Here is a 16,680-nt window from a genome sequence, read left to right as displayed (position 1 = left end):
AGAGAACACAACGATGATTTTTTCCCGTAAGGCAGTTTCCAAGCGTCATCTGCTGCTGATTGCCGCAGGCTTCAGCACGGTGCTGACCGGTTGCGCAACGTCGCCGACCAACAAGGTCGCCTCGACCACCAAGGTCGAGTACTACCCGAACTGCTACGAGCCGGTGCAGCACCTGCGTACTACCGATTCGGACCTGACCAAGTCGGTGGTCACCGGTGCCGCCCTGGGTGCGGCCGGTGGTGCATTGCTGGGCGCCTTGACCGGCGACTCCGACAAGCGCGGCCGCAACGCTGCCATCGGTGCAGCGGGCGGCGCCCTGGCCGGTGGTGCAGCGGGTTACTACACCGAGCGCCAGAAGCAGATCACCGATGACAACCAGCGCATCGCGTCCTACGCCACCGACGTCAACAAGCGCGCTTCCGATATCGACCGCAGCACCGCGTACGCCAAGGCGTCCCAGCAGTGCTACCAGAGCGCGTTCACCAAGCTGGTGGCTGACCGCAAGGCCAAGACCGTCAACGACGTCGAAGGCCGCAAGCGCCTGGCAGAAATCGTCTCGGGCCTGAAAGAGTCCAACGACCTGATCGTCGCGGTGAACGGCAAGGCCAGCGAAGACCTGAACAACTACACCCAGGCGTACGAGCAGGATCTGCAACAAGTGGGTGTACAACGCGCCGACGTAGTCACTGTTGCGACTGCCGATACCACGCCGGTGGTGACGCCAGCCAAAGGCAAGAAGCCGGTAAAAGTCGCGAAGAAGCCGGTGCTGCCAACCGTGCCGAAAGAAGCCGTAGCCACCGAGAAAACCATCCAGACCGCCCAGACCAAGCAAGCTGAAAGCAAGCAGGTTGCCAGCGCCGGTAAAGCGCAGATCGAAGGCACTTGCCGTGATCCGAACCTGGCGGATTGGGCACCGGTTCCTTGCCCTAACGTCTGAGGCAAGTTGTTGCTATAAGCGTTAAACGCCAGCCGATCTCCTGCTAAAACGGGAGATCGGTAGCGTTATTTGCACAAATCGTTAAACTGCTGCGGCCACCCAATAATTACACTGAGGCCGTGTGCATGAAATTTCGTTTTCTTCTCTGGATGCTTGGCCTGTTGATGGGCAAAGCCAGCCGCACCAACCCTGCGTTCCAGCAGCAGTTGGGTGACAAGGACCTGGCGTTCCAGTTGCAGACCCTCGACGGCAAGGTTGCCCGTCACTTCATCGTCAAAGACCAGCGCATTACCAGCCGCTCGGGTGTTCATCCCGCGCCTGCGTTTGCCATCGCCTTCAAAGACGCCGCCTACGGCTTCGCCACGATGCAGGCGAAGAACAAGCAACTGGCGTTCATGACGGGGATTCAGGACAAGTCGATCCAGATCAAGGGCAACCCGGCGCTGGTGATCTGGTTCCAGGGGTTGACCAAGTATTTGAAGCCGAAGAAAAAGCCCAAAGGCTAGGGGTTCTTCAGCAATACTGCGTCGCCTGCATTCGCGAGCAAGCCCGCTCCCACATTCGACCGAGTTCCAACTTTGGAATGGGATTGAATGTGGGAGCGGGCTTGCTCGCGAATACGGTGTAACAGGCGCCCGATTTATCCCTGGCTGAACTGCGAAGCCAACTCGCGCAACAACGTTTCCGCGTCCAGCACCTTGCTCACCACATCCTCTGCCTTGTCCCGGGTCAGCCCCAGGCGCTCAAGCAGTTCGTCCGGGATGGATTCATCCGGCCCCGAGCCGATGCCGCGGCTGCGCAGCAAGCGCACGGCCAGGCACACCAGGTTCGGGTATTCCGCATATTGGCCGTCGTAGGTCGGGTCGTGCTGGAAGCGCAGGGCGGTGGACAGTTCGTCCGGCATGTCCCAATAGCGCATCAACCACGCACCAATCTGCTCGCGGCTGATGCCCAGCAGATGCTGCTCGATGTAGCTGTGGCACAGGTGCGGGTTGACCTCCAGGTGCCGGCAGATCAGTGAGAAGTGCGGCGGGAAGACGTGGGCCAGCAACAGGTAGCCGAAATTGTGCAGCAGGCCGGCGAGGTACGTCAGCCCGGCTTCCGGGCGCTGGGCGCGGGGCATGGCGCGGGTCAGGCCTTCGATGACGGCAGCGGTGTAGATCGACTGGTGCCAGTACGGCGTGGCCTGTTGCGGGTGGTCCTTGGGCAGGCTCAAGGTCTTGCCCAGGGCCAGGCCGAGTGCGAGGTTGATCACCAGGTCAAAGCCCAGCACGCGCACGATGGCGTCTTCCACCGAGCGGATCTTGCCCGGCGAGGCGTAGTAGGGCGACGCGGCCCAACTCACCACCTGGGCGGCCAGGGCCGGGTCGGTTTCGACCACGCCGGTGATGTCGTCGATGGTGGCGTTGGGGTCGACCCGCAGCTTGATGATCTTTTGCGCGGTATCGGCCAGCGGTGGAATTTCGATGGTGGCTTCCAGGCGCTGCTGGATACGGCGGGCGGTGAACGCCTGCATCGCCTGGGTGATTTCCTCGCGGTCGTCGTTGGGGCGATCCAGGTTTGGCCGGATGTTGCTCAGCGGCTCGCCGAAATGCGCGGCGCTGGCCTTGGTCAGCATGCTCTTGAACGCGTCGCTGGAAATCTCCAGCAGCAGCCCGGCTTCGCCCGAGTGCACCAGCACGGTCGGCTCACGCAACAGGCTTTCTTCGTAGAGGCAGGGAGAACTGGTCAGCGGCGGCAGGCCGGGCAGCAGGCTCAGGCTGTGCTTGCCGAGCATGCGCTCCAGGCGCTCCGGCGACACGGCCGTGAGGCGCCGACCGGTGAGCTCGGCGAGGCGATTAAGGTCCAGCAACTGGTTCTGTGGAAACAGCACCATGAGTGCACCCACGGCATCATCGAGCAGTACGGCTTGAACCTTCTGCGCCGGGTTCAGGCCGGGGCGTTCGGCAACTTCCGTGTAGCTGATGGCGAGCTTTGCAAGCAGCGTCCGAATCACCGAGGGTGCAGTCGGTGGGGCTGTGGCGAGGGCAACTTCTGACATGGCCTGAATCCAATTTCCTACAGTCATTGGAGTATAACCAGCTTGATACAAGTGAGGGTTGTCTAAGTGAGTCAGCCGTCACACTTGGCCGTATTGCTGCCCATGTCTCAGCCAGCGATCCAGCAGCGGGCTGACGTGTTCCGGCCAACGCTCCAGTAACGCCTGGGCCGCGTCGCGCACGGCGGGCAGCAAGTCGGCATCGCGCATCAGGTCGGCGACCTTGAATTGCAGCAGGCCGGTCTGGCGGGTGCCGAGCATCTCGCCGGGGCCGCGCAGTTCGAGGTCTTTTTCGGCGATCACGAAGCCGTCGTTGGTTTCGCGCATGATCCCCAGGCGCTGGCGACCGATCTGCGACAGCGGCGGGTGGTACAGCAGCACACAGTGGCTGGCGGCGCTGCCCCGGCCGACGCGGCCGCGCAATTGGTGCAGTTGGGCCAGGCCCAGGCGCTCGGGGTTCTCGATGATCATCAGGCTGGCGTTGGGGACGTCGACGCCTACTTCAATCACCGTGGTCGCCACCAGCAATTGCAGGTTGCCGGCCTTGAACTCGGCCATTACCGCGGCCTTTTCCACCGGCTTCATGCGACCGTGAATCAGCCCGACCTTGAGTTCGCCCAAGGCGCTGGTGAGGTCTTCGTAGGTGGTTTCGGCGGCCTGGCAGGTCAGCTCTTCGGATTCTTCGATCAGCGTGCACACCCAATACGCCTGACGGCCTTCGGCGCAGGCGCCGCGCACCCGTTCGATGACTTCGACGCGGCGGGTGTCGGTGACGAGCACGGTGTTGACCGGCGTTCGGCCCGGCGGCAGTTCGTCGAGGATCGAAGTGTCGAGGTCGGCGTAGGCGCTCATGGCCAGGGTGCGCGGGATCGGTGTGGCGGTCATGATCAACTGGTGCGGGCTCATGCGGCCGCCCACGCCTTTCTGGCGCAGGGCCAGGCGCTGCTGCACACCGAAGCGGTGCTGTTCGTCGATGATCACCAGCGCCAGATTCTTGAACTTCACTTCGTCCTGGAACAACGCGTGGGTGCCCACCACCATCGGGGCGCCGGCGGCGATCTGCTCCAGGGCGGCTACGCGGTTCTTGCCCTTGAGCTTGCCGGCCAGCCACGCGACTTCCAGGCCCAGCGGTTCGAGCCAGCGCTTGAAGGTGATGAAGTGCTGCTCGGCGAGAATCTCGGTGGGCGCCATCAGCGCCACCTGATAGCCGGCTTCGAGGGCCTGCAACGCGGCGAGGGCGGCGACCACGGTTTTACCCGCGCCCACGTCGCCCTGGATCAGCCGCAGCATCGGTTCTTTCTGGCTCAGGTCGTAGGCAATTTCGTTGCCGACCCGTTGCTGGGCGCCCGTCGGTGCAAACCCCAGGTTGGCCAGGTATTGCGCAGGCAGGCGCTTGGCCTTGGGCATGGCCGGCGCGCGCAGCGAACGCATGCTCTCGCGCAGGCGCTGCTGGGACAGTTGATGGGTCAGCAGTTCTTCGAACGCCAGGCGATGCTGGGCCCAGTGATGACCGAGAGCCAACTCGTCGACGTCGGCGTCGGCGGGTGGGTGATGCAGGTAGCGGATAGCATCATCCAGCGGCGCCAGTTGATAGTCGCGCGCCAGTTCCTGGGGCAGCCAGTCGGGCAGGCTTTTTGGCCCGAGCATCGTCAGAGTCTGCATGCACAGTTGGCGCAAGCGCTGCTGGGTCAGGCCCTCGGTGAGCGGGTAAATTGGCGTGAGGGTGGTGTCTACCGGCGGCGGTTCGTCGCCGGTAATCGCGCGGTATTCCGGGTGATAGATTTCCAGCCCCGAAGCGCCGGGCCGGGCTTCGCCGTAGCAGCGCACGCGGGTACCACGCTTGAGGCCTTCCTTCTGGGCGTTGCTGAAGTGGTAGAAGCGCAGGCTCAGGCCGCCGGTGCCGTCTTGCAGGCGCACGACCAAACTGCGGCGCTTGCCCATGACCACGTCGGCGCCGCTGACGGTGCCTTCAACCACGGCGTCCTGCCCAGGGCGCAAGTGGCCGATGGGCACCACGCGGGTGCGGTCCTGGTAACGCAGGGGCAGGTGGAACAGCACGTCCTGGAGATTTTCCAGCCCGACCTTGGCCAACTTCTCGGCCATGGCCTCCCCGACACCCTTGAGTGCCGTCACCGATACCTGCGACAGCTCAGTCATACCGTTACTTAGCTCGCAGCAGGCGGCTTGGCCACCGAACACAGGCGGATCGAGTCGGCGAGGATTTCAATCGCTTTCGGACGCGGGAAGCTCGCACGCCAGGCAATCGCCACGGTGCGGAACGGTACCGGCGGCGTCAGTGGGCGCACGGCGATTACGCCGGGGGCGTAGTGATGGCTGTCGACCGCCGACAGCGGCAGGATCGAGATACCCAGTCCGGAGGCGACCATATGGCGAATGGTTTCCAGGGAGCTGGACTCCACGGTGGTGTGCTTGGCGCCGTCGTTGCCCTTGGTCAGGGTCGGGCAGGCTTCCAGCACCTGGTCGCGGAAGCAATGGCCTTCGCCCAGCAACAGCAGGCTCTTGTCGTTGAGCAGGCCCGCGTCGATGGTGTCTTTCTGCGTCCATGGGTGGGACGCCGGCATCAGCACGTAGAACGGCTCATCGTAGAGCGGCAGCGTCAGCACATCCGCCTCGTTGAACGGCAGGGCGATGATGATCGCGTCCAGCTCGCCGTTGCGCAGTTTGTCGCGCAGCACGTGGGTGAAGTTTTCTTCGATATACAGCGGCATCTGCGGCGCGACGCGGTGCAGTTGCGGAATCAAGTGCGGGAACAGGTACGGGCCGACGGTGTAGATGGCGCCGACTTTCAGCGGGGCGGTCAGCTGGTTCTTGCCGGCCTGGGCCAGCTCGCGAATGCTTTGGGCCTGTTCCAGAACCTTCTGGGCCTGGGCGACGATGCCTTCGCCGACGGGCGTCAGGCGCACGGCGCTTTTGCTGCGCTCGAAAATCAGCACACCGAGTTCGTCTTCAAGCTTCTTCACACCCACCGACAGCGTCGGCTGGCTGACGTGGCAACGCTCGGCCGCGTGGCCGAAGTGCTGCTCTTGGGCGAGGGTAACGATGTAGCGTAATTCTGTAAGAGTCATAGCGGGCGTCCATGAGGTTGCGGGCCAAGCATACCGGCTGCAATCGATAGACGCACGTTATCAGACAGCGTAGGGGCCGCGACACCGGTTAATCGGGTATCGCCGCCCCGTATTTCACTTTTGCGGGTACTTGAAGGTGAAGGTTTCGGTGAAGGGAGCCCACCATTCAGGCACGCCGGTTTCCTTGTCTACATGGTGGAAGAAGCCCTTGATCTGTGGGCTTTCATAGCGCAACACCACGGTGTAGGTGCCGGGGCCGTCCATTTTCACGTTGTTGGCGTAGTGGGCGCCGTCTTTGGCCACCATCGGCAACAGCGTGCCGATTTCCTTGTAGTCGGGCGAGCCCTGCTTGACCAGTGAGTAGCTGATGGTCAGGTAGGGCACCCACTCACCGTTGGACAGGCCGTATTTGTTGTCGGCGGTGGCGTGCACATCGGTCTCAAGGTGTACCGAGTCCTTGCTCATCACCATGCCTGGCGGCATGGGCGCCATTTCGATGCCCACCAAGTACGAGGAGGCGATCTCCATGTCATTGATCTGCACCGGTCCGCCAATCGGGTATTCGCGGGCTTGGGCGAGGGAGGAAGCGGCCACGGCGCTGACGAGCAGCAGTGCGGCGGCGAAGGGGTTGCGCAGGTGTTTCATGGTGGGGCTCCTGGGGCGGTTAATGTGATTGTGTCGGGCGTGAATGCAGTAAACGGTTACCCAGCACCAGGAGCGAGAGGGTGACGAGCCACGCCACCAATTGAACGCCCAGAGGTCGGTCGGTGTAGCCCACCAGCGCGGTCAATGCGCGGCCGGTGAGGCTGCCATCGGAGACCAGCCAGGAGGTGTCCCAGAGCTGGTAGCCCCAGGCGGGAATCAGGTCGATACCGGCGAGGATCGCGGCGGCCCGGCCAGCCATGCCGGCGGCAAGCAAGGCGATCATCCAGCCGGTAATCGAGAACAGGCGCTTGAGGCTGATGGCGACCAGGCCGCGGTACATCAGCCAGGACAGCGCGGCGCCGGCGACGATGCCGAGCACGCCGCCGGCCAACATCGACAGTGGGTCTGTCTGGCTGGATGCGGCGATGCCATAGAGGAACAGCACGATTTCCGAGCCTTCGCGCAGCACGGCCACGGTGATGACCACGGCCAGGGCCCAGAGTGATTTTTCACCCTTGAGTACTGAATTGCCGGCGCTGCGCAGTTGGGTCGCCAGCTCGCGACCATGACTGGCCATCCATAAGTTGTGCCAGCCCAGCATGACCACGGCGACTACCAGGATGGCTGCGTTGAAAATCTCCTGGCCAAAGCCCTGCAGCGCCTGGGTAATTGCGCCGGTAAATAGTGCGAGGATGCCGGCACCGAGCACGCCGGCTGCGATTCCGCCGCCAATGAACAGCCCACGTCTTGCCAGGCCCTGGGTGGCGGCCATCACGATGCCCACCACAATCCCGGCTTCCAGCACTTCTCGAAACACGATCAAGAGACAGGCCAGCATGGCTTACTCCTTGGCCGCGACGGCGGTGACCGTGCCTTTGGCCTGGTCGGGGTGGTAGTCATCGAAGAAGGTGTAGGTGCCGGGATGCAGCGGGCCGGCAAACACCGTGATGGTGTTGCCGGGGACGATGATTTTTTCGAATTTCATGTCGTAGCTTTCGAACTCGTCGACGCTTTCATCATGGCTGGTGAGTTGAATGCGAAAGCGCTCACCGGCCGGCACCTCGAACGTCGAGGGGCTGAAGGTGTGGTTCTGAATGACCAGGGTGACCAGCTGATCCGCCTGTGCAGCGACGGGTAAAGCCAGTAGGAGGAGAGCCAGCCGGGCAAGGTTGGGCATGCCGAATGTCCGCTAATGAGAACTATTCGCGGATAATTAGCGTTGTCTTTAAGTGTTACAAGTGAAGATCGAGTTAGGTGTTGACTCGTTCAAGCCTGGTTCAGGTTGCGGTGATGCGCGGGGGAGGGAGCAACAGCCGTGGGCACCCGAGAGTGCCCACGGTGGGGGTTAGCGGCGACGTTTTTCGATGTTGTAAACGAACGGTGCAACGATCTCGATGCTCCCGCCTTTCAACATGTCGGCCGGCGGCTTGGGCAGCGGCTGGGCACGACGGATCATGTCGAGGGTGGCGCGGTCCAGGTCGGCGTTGCCGGAGCGGCCCACCAGTTCGTAGGACAGCACGTTGCCATCGGCATCCACCACGAAACGCAGGCGGTTCAGGCCTTCCTTGCCACGCGCCTGGGCGCCCGGCGGGTACTTCTTGTACTTCTGCAGGTGGCCCAGCAGGGTACTTTCCCAGGTGGCCTTGGCCGCGATCTGCTGCGGTGAAGGGCCCGGTTGTGGCTGGGCGGATTTTTCCGTAGGCGCGTTGTTCTGCGGAGTTTCGCTCGGCGGCTCTTCGGAAGGTTTTTCCTTGGGCGGATCGGGCTTCTTCTCCACAGGCTTGGGCGGCTGTGGTTTTGGCTTGGGCTTGACCGGCTTTGGCACCTGGATCGTCGGCTTAGGTGCCTCGGCCAGTTTCGGCAATGGCAGCTCTTCGACTGGCGCAGGCGGCTGTGGCGGCGTGATCACCTTCGGCGGGGCCGGAGGTGGTGGCGCCGGCATCGGTGCCAGGTCGATGACCATGGCGGCCGGAGGCAGCTGGACCATATGTGGCGCCGACCACTGGAGCGCGATGATGATCGCGACGGCGTGGACGCCCAGCACGACGGCAAGGCTGGTGCCATAACGCGTCAGTTTGTGGCGCGTCGTGATCATTTCTTGGCTGCCGTCTCAAGTCCGACCAGGCCTACCTTGAGGTAGCCGGCCGCCCGCAGGGCATCCATCACGCTCATCAGGTCGCCGTAGTCCACGCCCTTGTCGGCCTGGAAGAAGATGGTCGTGTCTTTCTTGCCCTGGGTCTTGGCGTCGAGCACCGCGCCCAGGGTTTCGGATTTGACTTCTTCTTCGCCCAGGAACAGACGCTGGTCCGCCTTCACGCTGAGGAATATCGGTTTCTCCGGCCGCGGCGCAGGTTTCGCGCTGGAAGCGGGCAGGTCGACCTTGATATCCACGGTGGCCAACGGTGCAGCCACCATGAAGATGATCAGCAGCACCAGCATCACGTCGATAAACGGCGTGACGTTGATTTCGTGGTTCTCGACGAGCTCGTCGTCGCCTTGATTCAAATGCAGGCCCATGGCCGATTACCCCACTTTCACCATATGCGGTTGCGAGCTGCGCTCGGAAGGCAGGTGATCGAGGTCACGGCTGACCAGCAACAGGACTTCTGCCGAAGCGTCCGATACCTGAGCCTTGTAGCCGGCGATCGAACGGGCGAAGACGTTGTAGATCACCACCGCAGGAATCGCGGCAACCAGGCCCAGTGCGGTTGCCAGCAGGGCTTCGGCGATGCCGGGCGCCACGACGGCGAGGTTGGTGGTCTGGGTTTTGGCGATGCCGATGAAGCTGTTCATGATGCCCCACACGGTACCGAACAGGCCGACGAAGGGCGCGGTGGAACCGATGGTGGCCAGCACGCCGGTGCCGTTGCTCATGTTGCGACCGCAGGCGGCAACCAGGCGCTCAAGACGGAAACTGACGCGCTCCTTGATGCCTTCCTTTTCACGGGTGTTGGCCGACAGGCGCATCTCTTCGAGTGCGTCGTGAACCAGCAGGTGCGCCAGGGTGCCCTTCTTCGCCGCGCTTTCGCTGGCTTCTTTCAGGGTGGTGGCTTTTTTCAGGTGGACGATTTCAGTGCGCAGGCGACGCTTGGCGCCCAGCAGTTCGAAGCCCTTGGCGATCCAGATGGTCCAGGTGATGATCGAAGCGATGGCCAGGCCGATCATCACGATCTTCACGATGATGTCAGCGTTCTGGTACATGCCCCAGGGCGACAGGTCGTGTGCCATGCCCAGGCTGTTGTCTTCTTCCAGCACGACGCCGGATTCGTCAGCCGGTGCGCCTTCGGCGGCCAGGGCCGGGTCGGTCGCGGCCGGTGCGGCGGCTGGCGCAGGAGCGTTTTGCTCTGTAGCTTGCGCGCTCGCTGCAGGCGGGGCGGCCGGCGCGGTGTTGTCGGCGAACGCGGCGGTCGGTGCCAGCAGGACGCTGAACAGCACTGCAGCAATCGCACGCCAGGCGCGGGATGGGCTGTGAGGCTTGGTTGGCGAAGCGGGGGATGTATTGCGTGTCATGCTGGCCGGACCTGAGAGAAAAAAATGAGTGAGCGTCCTTCCAGACCGTAACGGGTCGAGGACAAATGGGCGGTTATTATTGCAAGTAATTCTTGTTAACAGAAGTAATACAGTTACTTTATTTGTCGTTTTGCTGGCCGCTGGTCATCTGCGGGGGCTAACCTTGACCTTTAAGAACGGAGTTTTGTGATGTCTGCGCCTTCTGTGGTGATTGCCGGTTGCGGCGATGTCGGTAGCCGTCTGGCCACCCAATTGCTGGCCCAGGGCTGGGAGGTTCATGGCCTGCGGCGGGATATTTCGCGCCTTCCCAAGGGCGTTATCGGGATTGCCGGCGACCTGTTCAATGAAGACTGCCCCGATACCTGGCCGGTGGGCGGGGTGGATTACCTGGTGTATTGCGCGGCCGCCACCGATCACGACGAGGCGGGTTATCGTGCGGCATACGTGCAAGGGTTGCGGCATGTGCTGGAGTGGCTGAACGACTACGGCCAGGAGCCCAAGCACCTGCTGTTTGTGTCCAGCAGCAGTGTGTATGGGCAGCAGAACGGTGAGTGGGTCGACGAAAGCTCCGAGACCAAGGCAGGCGGTTATTCCGGCCAAGTCATGCTGGAAGCCGAGCAAGTGGCGTTGAATAGCGGCATTCCCGCGAGCGTGGTGCGCCTCACCGGTATCTATGGCCCGGGCCGGGAATGGCTGCTGAGCCAAGTGCGCCAGGGCTATCGCGTGGCGATTGATCCGCCTTTATATGGCAACCGGATTCACGCGGATGACGCGGCGGGTTTGCTGGCGTTTTTGCTGCAGCACGTGGAGCAGGGGGGTGTGCTGGATAAGTGCTACATCGGCGTTGACGATGCTCCGGCCCCGCTGGCCGAGGTGGTTGCCTGGTTGCGCGAGTACCTTGGCGTGACCGAATGGGCCGAGAACGCCAGCGTCCGCCGTGCTGGGAGCAAACAATGCAGCAATGCCCGGGCCAAGGCGCTGGGCTGGGTGCCGCGTTATCCGAGTTACCGCGAAGGGTATGCGGCGATCCTGGAGGGTTGATCGCGGCGTGAAGAAAAAGGAGCCTGAGGGCTCCTTTTTTGCATCACTGTTTTTCCAGCAACCACTGTCGTGGCCCGGGGGTAAACGAGGGTACCTCGTCGGCCTGGGCGGTGTTGATCGCCTGGAAGATCTCCAGTTGCTTGCCCTTGCGCGCAAAGATCCACGGGTTGCCCTGGCCGTTCAACTGTAGCCAGATACTGTCGTAGCCGCCGCTCATGGAGGCGCAATCGCCCGCCAGGCACAGCGAGTACTGATCGGCGCCGGGCAAGCCGGTTACCTGGCCATTGGCCTGGAACTGTACGGTGGCGCCTTCGCCAGTGCCGCTGCTGATTTTCCAGGTGCCGCCCATGTAGGCGGCGTACAGGGTGCGTTCGAAGTTGGCACCCAGTGGCGCGCCTTCGGGGGCTGGATCCTTGGCACGGGCGAACAGTTGCTCGGGCTCGTTATCATTGGCCCCTTGCAGCAGCAGCTTGCCTTTACGCTTGAGTTCAGTGGCGGAGCTGCCGTAGAAATCGACACTCCAGGCGCCGGATTTTTCACCCAGCAATTTGCCTTCAGCTACTTCAAAACCGTTGTAGTAGCGGGCCTGGGACGCTTTGGTGTTCACCTCCCATTCGAGGTTCGGACCATAGCTCTGCAGGGCTTCACGCAAAGGGCCGCCCTTGGCTGCCGCGTCGATGGCGGCCTGGTTGATCCAGGTGCCGCTCACATCCAGGTCGGCGGGATTGCTGGCGCAGCCGCCGAGCAACAGGGCGAGCAACGAAGAGGCAACGAGCGCTTTGCGCATTACGAAATCCTTCCAAGAACCAATTCGGCGCAGCCTTCCCGTGGAAGCGCTGCGCCGGATGTTTTACTCGATGACCAGAATGGCGTCCATCTCAACCTGCGCGCCCTTTGGCAGGGCGGCAACGCCGATGGCGGCGCGGGCAGGGTACGGCTGTTCGAAGTATTTGCCCATGATCTCGTTGACCTTGGCGAAGTGGCTCAGGTCGGTGAGGAAGATGTTCAGTTTGACGATGTCCTTGAACGAACCGCCCGCAGCTTCGGCAACCGACTTCAGGTTTTCGAAGACCTGGATGGTCTGGGCTTCAAAGCCTTCAACCAGCTCCATGGTTTTTGGGTCCAGTGGAATCTGGCCGGACATGTAGACGGTATTGCCCGCCTTGATCGCCTGGGAATAAGTACCGATTGCTGCTGGTGCCTTGTCGCTGGTGATAACAGTCTTGGTCATGAATGACTCCTTGTAATGGATGGGCTAGGCGCGCATGCGGGTGATGCGGATGACCCCGGTCAGGGCGCGCAGTTTCTTGATCACGCGGGCCAGGTGCACGCGATCGTGCACGCTGACCACCAGTTGGACCACGCTGATGCGGCCATCGCGTTCGTCCATGCTGATTTTCTCGATATTGCCGTCGGCCGCGTTCACGCTGCTGGCCAGCAGGGCGATCAGGCCGCGCTGGTGTTCCAGCTCGACCCGCAGCTCGACGTTGAATTCGCCAGTGACATCCTTTGCCCACGAAAGCTGGATGCATTTCTCGGGGTTGTGGCGGATTTCACTGATATTGCGGCAGTTGTCCAGGTGCACCACCATGCCTTTGCCGGCGGACAAGTGGCCGACAATCGGGTCGCCCGGGATCGGCGTGCAGCACTTGGCGTAGCTGAGCACCAGGCCTTCGGTGCCGCGAATCGCCAGCGGGCCTTCGGGGCTTGGCAACTGTTCGCCTTCGCCCAGCAGGCGGCGCGCGACCACATAGGCCATGCGGTTGCCCAGGCCGATGTCTTCCAGCAAGTCTTCGATCAGTTCCTGGCGGTACTCGTGCAGCATCGCCTGCACGCGTTCGGCCGGGATCTTGTCCAGTGAGCTGTCGAAGCCGTTGAGCACCTTGTTCAGCAGGCGTTCGCCCAGGCTGATGGACTCGGAACGGCGTTGCAGTTTCAGGGCGTGACGGATGTGGGTGCGAGCCTTGCCGGTGACCACAAAGTTGAGCCAGGCCGGGTTCGGGCGCGCGCCCGGTGCGCTGACGATCTCCACCGTGGAACCGCTTTGCAGCGGTTCCGACAGCGGGGCCAGTCGACGATTGATCCGACAGGCTATGCAGCTGTTACCCACATCGGTGTGCACCGCGTAGGCAAAGTCGACCGCCGTGGAGCCTTTGGGCAGCTCCATGATCCGGCCTTTGGGCGTGAACACGTAGACCTCGTCCGGGAACAGGTCGATCTTCACGCTTTCGATAAATTCCAGGGAGTTGCCGGCACGTTGCTGCATTTCCAGCACGCCCTTGACCCACTGGCGGGCGCGGGCATGGGTGCCTTTTGGCTGCTCGTCGCCGGTGGATTTGTACAGCCAATGGGCGGCGATGCCGTTGTTGGCCATCTCTTCCATTTCGCGGGTACGGATCTGGATCTCGATCGGCACCCCGTGCATACCGAACAGCGTGGTATGCAGCGACTGATAACCGTTGGCCTTGGGAATCGCGATGTAATCCTTGAAGCGTCCCGGCAGGGGCTTGTACAAATTATGTACAGCACCCAGCACGCGGTAGCAGGTATCGACCTTGTCGACGATGATCCGGAACGCGTACACGTCCATGATCTCGTTGAAGGCCCGGCGCTTGCCGCGCATCTTCTTGTAGATGCCGTAGATGTGTTTCTGCCGGCCGCTGACTTCGCCCTCGATCTCATCGATCGCCAGGCAATGGCTCAGGGATTCTTCGATCTTGTTGACGATTTCCTTGCGATTGCCCCGGGCGCGTTTCACTGCCTGGTAGATGCGCGCGGAACGCATCGGGTGCATTGCCTTGAAGCCGAGGTCTTCGAACTCGATACGAATGGCGTGCATGCCCAGCCGGTTGGCGATGGGCGCGTAGATTTCCAGGGTTTCCTTGGCGATGCGCCGGCGTTTTTCACCGGACAGCACTTCCAGCGTGCGCATGTTGTGCAGCCGGTCGGCCAGCTTGACCAGGATCACCCGGATGTCCCGGGCCATGGCCATGGCCATCTTCTGGAAGTTTTCCGCCTGGGCTTCGGCCTTGGTCTCGAAGTTCATTTGGGTCAGTTTGCTGACCCCGTCGACCAGTTCGGCCACGGTTTCGCCAAATTGCGCACTGAGCGCTTCCTTGGCAATGCCGGTGTCTTCGATCACGTCATGCAGCATCGCGGCCATCAGGCTCTGATGGTCCATGTGCATGTCGGCAAGAATATTGGCCACGGCAAGAGGATGCGTGACATACGCCTCGCCACTGCGGCGGCGTTGGCCGTCGTGGGCTTGTTCGGCGTAGAAATACGCTCGGCGGACCAGGTTGACCTGGTCTGGGCCGAGGTAGGTCGATAAGCGATCGGCGAGGGCGTCTATGCTCGGCAAAGTATTAACTCCTGCCGTTGGCTGTGACCCCGCGCCGTGCTACGTCGACCAGGCATAGGCTTAGACGGCCTCGTTGGACTCGTCCTCGAACGCTGCAAACAGCGGTTCGTCTTCAACGATTTCGGCGTTGGCGATGAACTCGTAGCTCATCAGGCCTTCAGCGATTTCACGCAGGGCTACAACGGTAGGCTTGTCGTTTTCCCACTGGACCAGGGGCTCTTTGCCGCCAGTGGCCAGTTGACGGGCACGCTTGGTAGAGAGCATGACCAGCTCAAAGCGGTTATCCACGTGTTCTAGGCAGTCTTCAACGGTTACGCGGGCCATGGTATTCCTCGGAGCGAATGCAATATGCGCGCTGCCCGGTTGGGCGAGCGGACTGAACAGTTTAAAAAATCACCAGCGTTTAGGGAAGCGCTGATTTTTCGCAGGCCATCGCAAACGCGCTACAAGTGCCAATGTAAAGCCCCTGCAGCGGTTTTGGGAAGAGCCAATCAGCCGAGCAGTTCGGCCAATAATTTGCCGAAACGCTGCTGCTGACGCTTTTGCTGGAGCTGATTGGCGCGGAAAATCGCTTTCAGATCGTCCAGCGCGTGAGCGAAATCGTCGTTGATGATCAGGTAGTCGTAGTCGACGTAGTGGCTCATTTCACTGACGGCTTCACGCATGCGACCTTCGATGATCTCGTCGCTGTCCTGGCCGCGATTGGTCAGGCGCTGGTGCAACGCTTCCAGCGAAGGCGGCAGGATGAAGATCGAGCGGGCTTTGGGCATCAGCTGGCGCACTTGCTCGGCGCCCTGCCAGTCGATTTCCAGGATCAGGTCGTGGCCTTCGTCCAGGGTCTGCTGCAGGTGGCTTTGGGAGGTTCCGTAGAGGTTGCCGAAGACCTCGGCGCGCTCCAGGAAATCACCGTGCTCGATCATCTTGACGAACTCGGTGCGCTCGACGAAGTGGTAGTGCACGCCGTTCACTTCACCCGGGCGCATGGCGCGGGTGGTGTGGGATACCGAGATGCGGATCTGCTCGTCAGCGTCGGTCAGGGCCTTGACCAGGCTGCTTTTGCCCGCGCCCGATGGGGCGGAAATGATGTACAGGGTGCCGGTGCTGTGGGTCATGTCAGGGTGCCTTACTCGATATTCTGTACTTGTTCGCGCATTTGCTCGATCAACACTTTGAGGTTGACCGCCGCCTGGGTACTGCGCGGATCAAAGGCTTTGGAGCCCAGTGTATTGGCTTCGCGGTTGAGTTCCTGCATCAGGAAGTCCAGGCGCCGACCGGCGGCACCGGCAGACTTGAGCACGCGGCGCACTTCCAGGATGTGGGTGCTCAGGCGGTCGAGTTCTTCGGCCACGTCGCTTTTTTGCGCCAGCAGGACCATCTCTTGCTCCAGGCGCACCGGATCCAGTTCGGCCTGCATGTCGGCGAAGCGGTCCAGGACCTTCTGGCGCTGGGTGGCAAGCATCTGCGGCACCAGTTCGCGCAGGGTCACCACGTCTTCTTCAATGGAGGTCAGGCGGTCGCTGATCAGGCGGGCCAGTTCGGCCCCTTCACGCTCGCGGCCGGCCTTGAGTTCTTTCAAGCCCTGGTTGAACAGGGCCAGCGCCTCGGCGTTCAACGCCTGCGGATCGGTGGCGTCGGCCACCAGCACGCCGGGCCAGGCCAGGACTTCCAGCGGGTTGATGGCGGCAGGCTGCTTGATCAGGCCGGCGATGGTTTCGGCGGCGGCGATCAATTGCGCGGCGCGCTCGCGATCCACCTGCAACGGCTTGCCGGTGGTTTCCTCGGTAAAGCGCAGGGTGCATTCCAGCTTGCCGCGGGAGATGCCCTGGCGCAGTGCCTCACGAACCGCGCCTTCGAGGTCGCGAAACGATTCCGGCAGGCGCAGGTGCGGCTCCAGGTAGCGGCTGTTGACCGAGCGCAATTCCCAGCTCAGGGTGCCTTGGACGCCGGCTTTTTCGACGCGGGCGAAGGCGGTCATGCTGTGCACCATGGAGGTACCTCGCGATGCAGTCCCGCAAACAGGCGGGCTGATGGGTAGATTGAAGCCGACAGGCTGCGAAGGCGC

General features: G+C 62.2%; 18 protein-coding genes. 3 read left to right on the top strand and 15 right to left on the bottom strand.

The features are described 5' to 3' along the window. Positions 1–13 precede the first annotated feature (13 nt). Positions 14–937, top strand: coding sequence for a type VI secretion system-associated lipoprotein TagQ (gene tagQ, locus HYE77_RS07240; protein WP_177068601.1), 924 nt, complete (start codon positions 14–16; stop codon positions 935–937). A 125-nt stretch (positions 938–1,062) separates the two neighbouring features. Further along, on the top strand, positions 1,063–1,443 hold the full coding sequence (locus tag HYE77_RS07235; RefSeq protein ID WP_008439448.1) for a hypothetical protein: 381 nt from the start codon (positions 1,063–1,065) through the stop codon (positions 1,441–1,443). Between the two features lie 134 nt (positions 1,444–1,577). Here HYE77_RS07235 and HYE77_RS07230 read toward each other — a convergent pair whose 3' ends face one another. From HYE77_RS07230 to exbB, 9 genes are all read right to left on the bottom strand, one after another. Further along, positions 1,578–2,978 (bottom strand): aminoacyl-tRNA deacylase and HDOD domain-containing protein, encoded by a 1,401-nt coding sequence (locus tag HYE77_RS07230; RefSeq protein WP_087693715.1) that lies wholly within the window; start codon positions 2,976–2,978, stop codon positions 1,578–1,580. 78 nt (positions 2,979–3,056) lie between these two features. Next, on the bottom strand, positions 3,057–5,132 hold the full coding sequence (gene recG / locus HYE77_RS07225) for an ATP-dependent DNA helicase RecG (RefSeq protein ID WP_003213306.1): 2,076 nt from the start codon (positions 5,130–5,132) through the stop codon (positions 3,057–3,059). A gap of 8 nt (positions 5,133–5,140) precedes the next feature. After that, the gene (locus HYE77_RS07220; RefSeq protein WP_003213305.1) at positions 5,141–6,061 is read right to left on the bottom strand and encodes a hydrogen peroxide-inducible genes activator; all 921 of its coding nucleotides are present in this window, start codon (positions 6,059–6,061) and stop codon (positions 5,141–5,143) included. A gap of 114 nt (positions 6,062–6,175) precedes the next feature. Further along, entirely contained in the window at positions 6,176–6,706 is a 531-nt protein-coding gene (locus HYE77_RS07215) for an iron transporter (protein WP_177068600.1), read from the bottom strand. A 19-nt stretch (positions 6,707–6,725) separates the two neighbouring features. Beyond that, complete coding sequence (locus HYE77_RS07210) at positions 6,726–7,544, bottom strand: FTR1 family protein (RefSeq protein ID WP_008439439.1); 819 nt, start codon at positions 7,542–7,544, stop codon at positions 6,726–6,728. Positions 7,545–7,547: 3 nt separating this feature from the next. Further along, on the bottom strand, positions 7,548–7,883 hold the full coding sequence (locus HYE77_RS07205; protein WP_003213299.1) for a cupredoxin domain-containing protein: 336 nt from the start codon (positions 7,881–7,883) through the stop codon (positions 7,548–7,550). 168 nt (positions 7,884–8,051) lie between these two features. Then, a complete protein-coding gene (locus tag HYE77_RS07200) occupies positions 8,052–8,801 on the bottom strand; it encodes an energy transducer TonB (RefSeq protein ID WP_003213297.1) in 750 nt (249 codons plus the stop codon). Then, on the bottom strand, positions 8,798–9,223 hold the full coding sequence (exbD, locus tag HYE77_RS07195; RefSeq protein WP_017476711.1) for a TonB system transport protein ExbD: 426 nt from the start codon (positions 9,221–9,223) through the stop codon (positions 8,798–8,800). Before exbD ends, HYE77_RS07200 begins: the two co-directional genes overlap by 4 nt. Before the next feature lie 6 nt (positions 9,224–9,229). After that, complete coding sequence (gene exbB, locus HYE77_RS07190) at positions 9,230–10,216, bottom strand: tonB-system energizer ExbB (protein ID WP_177068599.1); 987 nt, start codon at positions 10,214–10,216, stop codon at positions 9,230–9,232. A 189-nt stretch (positions 10,217–10,405) separates the two neighbouring features. On the opposite strand from exbB, the gene HYE77_RS07185 reads away from it, so the two are divergent. Then, positions 10,406–11,257, top strand: coding sequence for an SDR family oxidoreductase (locus tag HYE77_RS07185; RefSeq protein WP_087693712.1), 852 nt, complete (start codon positions 10,406–10,408; stop codon positions 11,255–11,257). Positions 11,258–11,300: 43 nt separating this feature from the next. Here the strand turns inward: HYE77_RS07185 and HYE77_RS07180 are convergent, their stop codons facing one another. The 6 genes from HYE77_RS07180 to HYE77_RS07155 all read right to left on the bottom strand — a co-directional run bounded on the left by HYE77_RS07180 (position 11,301) and on the right by HYE77_RS07155 (position 16,605). Further along, positions 11,301–12,044, bottom strand: a complete 744-nt coding sequence (locus tag HYE77_RS07180) for a hypothetical protein (RefSeq protein ID WP_003213290.1) — start codon at positions 12,042–12,044, stop codon at positions 11,301–11,303. A gap of 63 nt (positions 12,045–12,107) precedes the next feature. Then, complete coding sequence (locus tag HYE77_RS07175) at positions 12,108–12,488, bottom strand: RidA family protein (protein WP_003213288.1); 381 nt, start codon at positions 12,486–12,488, stop codon at positions 12,108–12,110. Positions 12,489–12,512: 24 nt separating this feature from the next. Beyond that, on the bottom strand, positions 12,513–14,618 hold the full coding sequence (gene spoT / locus HYE77_RS07170; RefSeq protein WP_008439435.1) for a bifunctional GTP diphosphokinase/guanosine-3',5'-bis pyrophosphate 3'-pyrophosphohydrolase: 2,106 nt from the start codon (positions 14,616–14,618) through the stop codon (positions 12,513–12,515). Positions 14,619–14,678: 60 nt separating this feature from the next. Then, entirely contained in the window at positions 14,679–14,942 is a 264-nt protein-coding gene (gene rpoZ / locus HYE77_RS07165) for a DNA-directed RNA polymerase subunit omega (protein WP_003176920.1), read from the bottom strand. Between the two features lie 167 nt (positions 14,943–15,109). Beyond that, positions 15,110–15,730, bottom strand: coding sequence for a guanylate kinase (gene gmk / locus HYE77_RS07160; RefSeq protein ID WP_003213284.1), 621 nt, complete (start codon positions 15,728–15,730; stop codon positions 15,110–15,112). Positions 15,731–15,741: 11 nt separating this feature from the next. Further along, positions 15,742–16,605, bottom strand: a complete 864-nt coding sequence (locus HYE77_RS07155) for a YicC/YloC family endoribonuclease (protein ID WP_087693711.1) — start codon at positions 16,603–16,605, stop codon at positions 15,742–15,744. Positions 16,606–16,680 lie beyond the last annotated feature (75 nt).

The organism is Pseudomonas sp. IPO3774 (assembly GCF_013386835.1).
Taxonomy (GTDB): Bacteria; Pseudomonadota; Gammaproteobacteria; order Pseudomonadales; family Pseudomonadaceae; genus Aquipseudomonas.
Note: the sequence above shows the minus strand (reverse complement) of the source record. Positions and strands in the feature narration are given on the sequence as shown.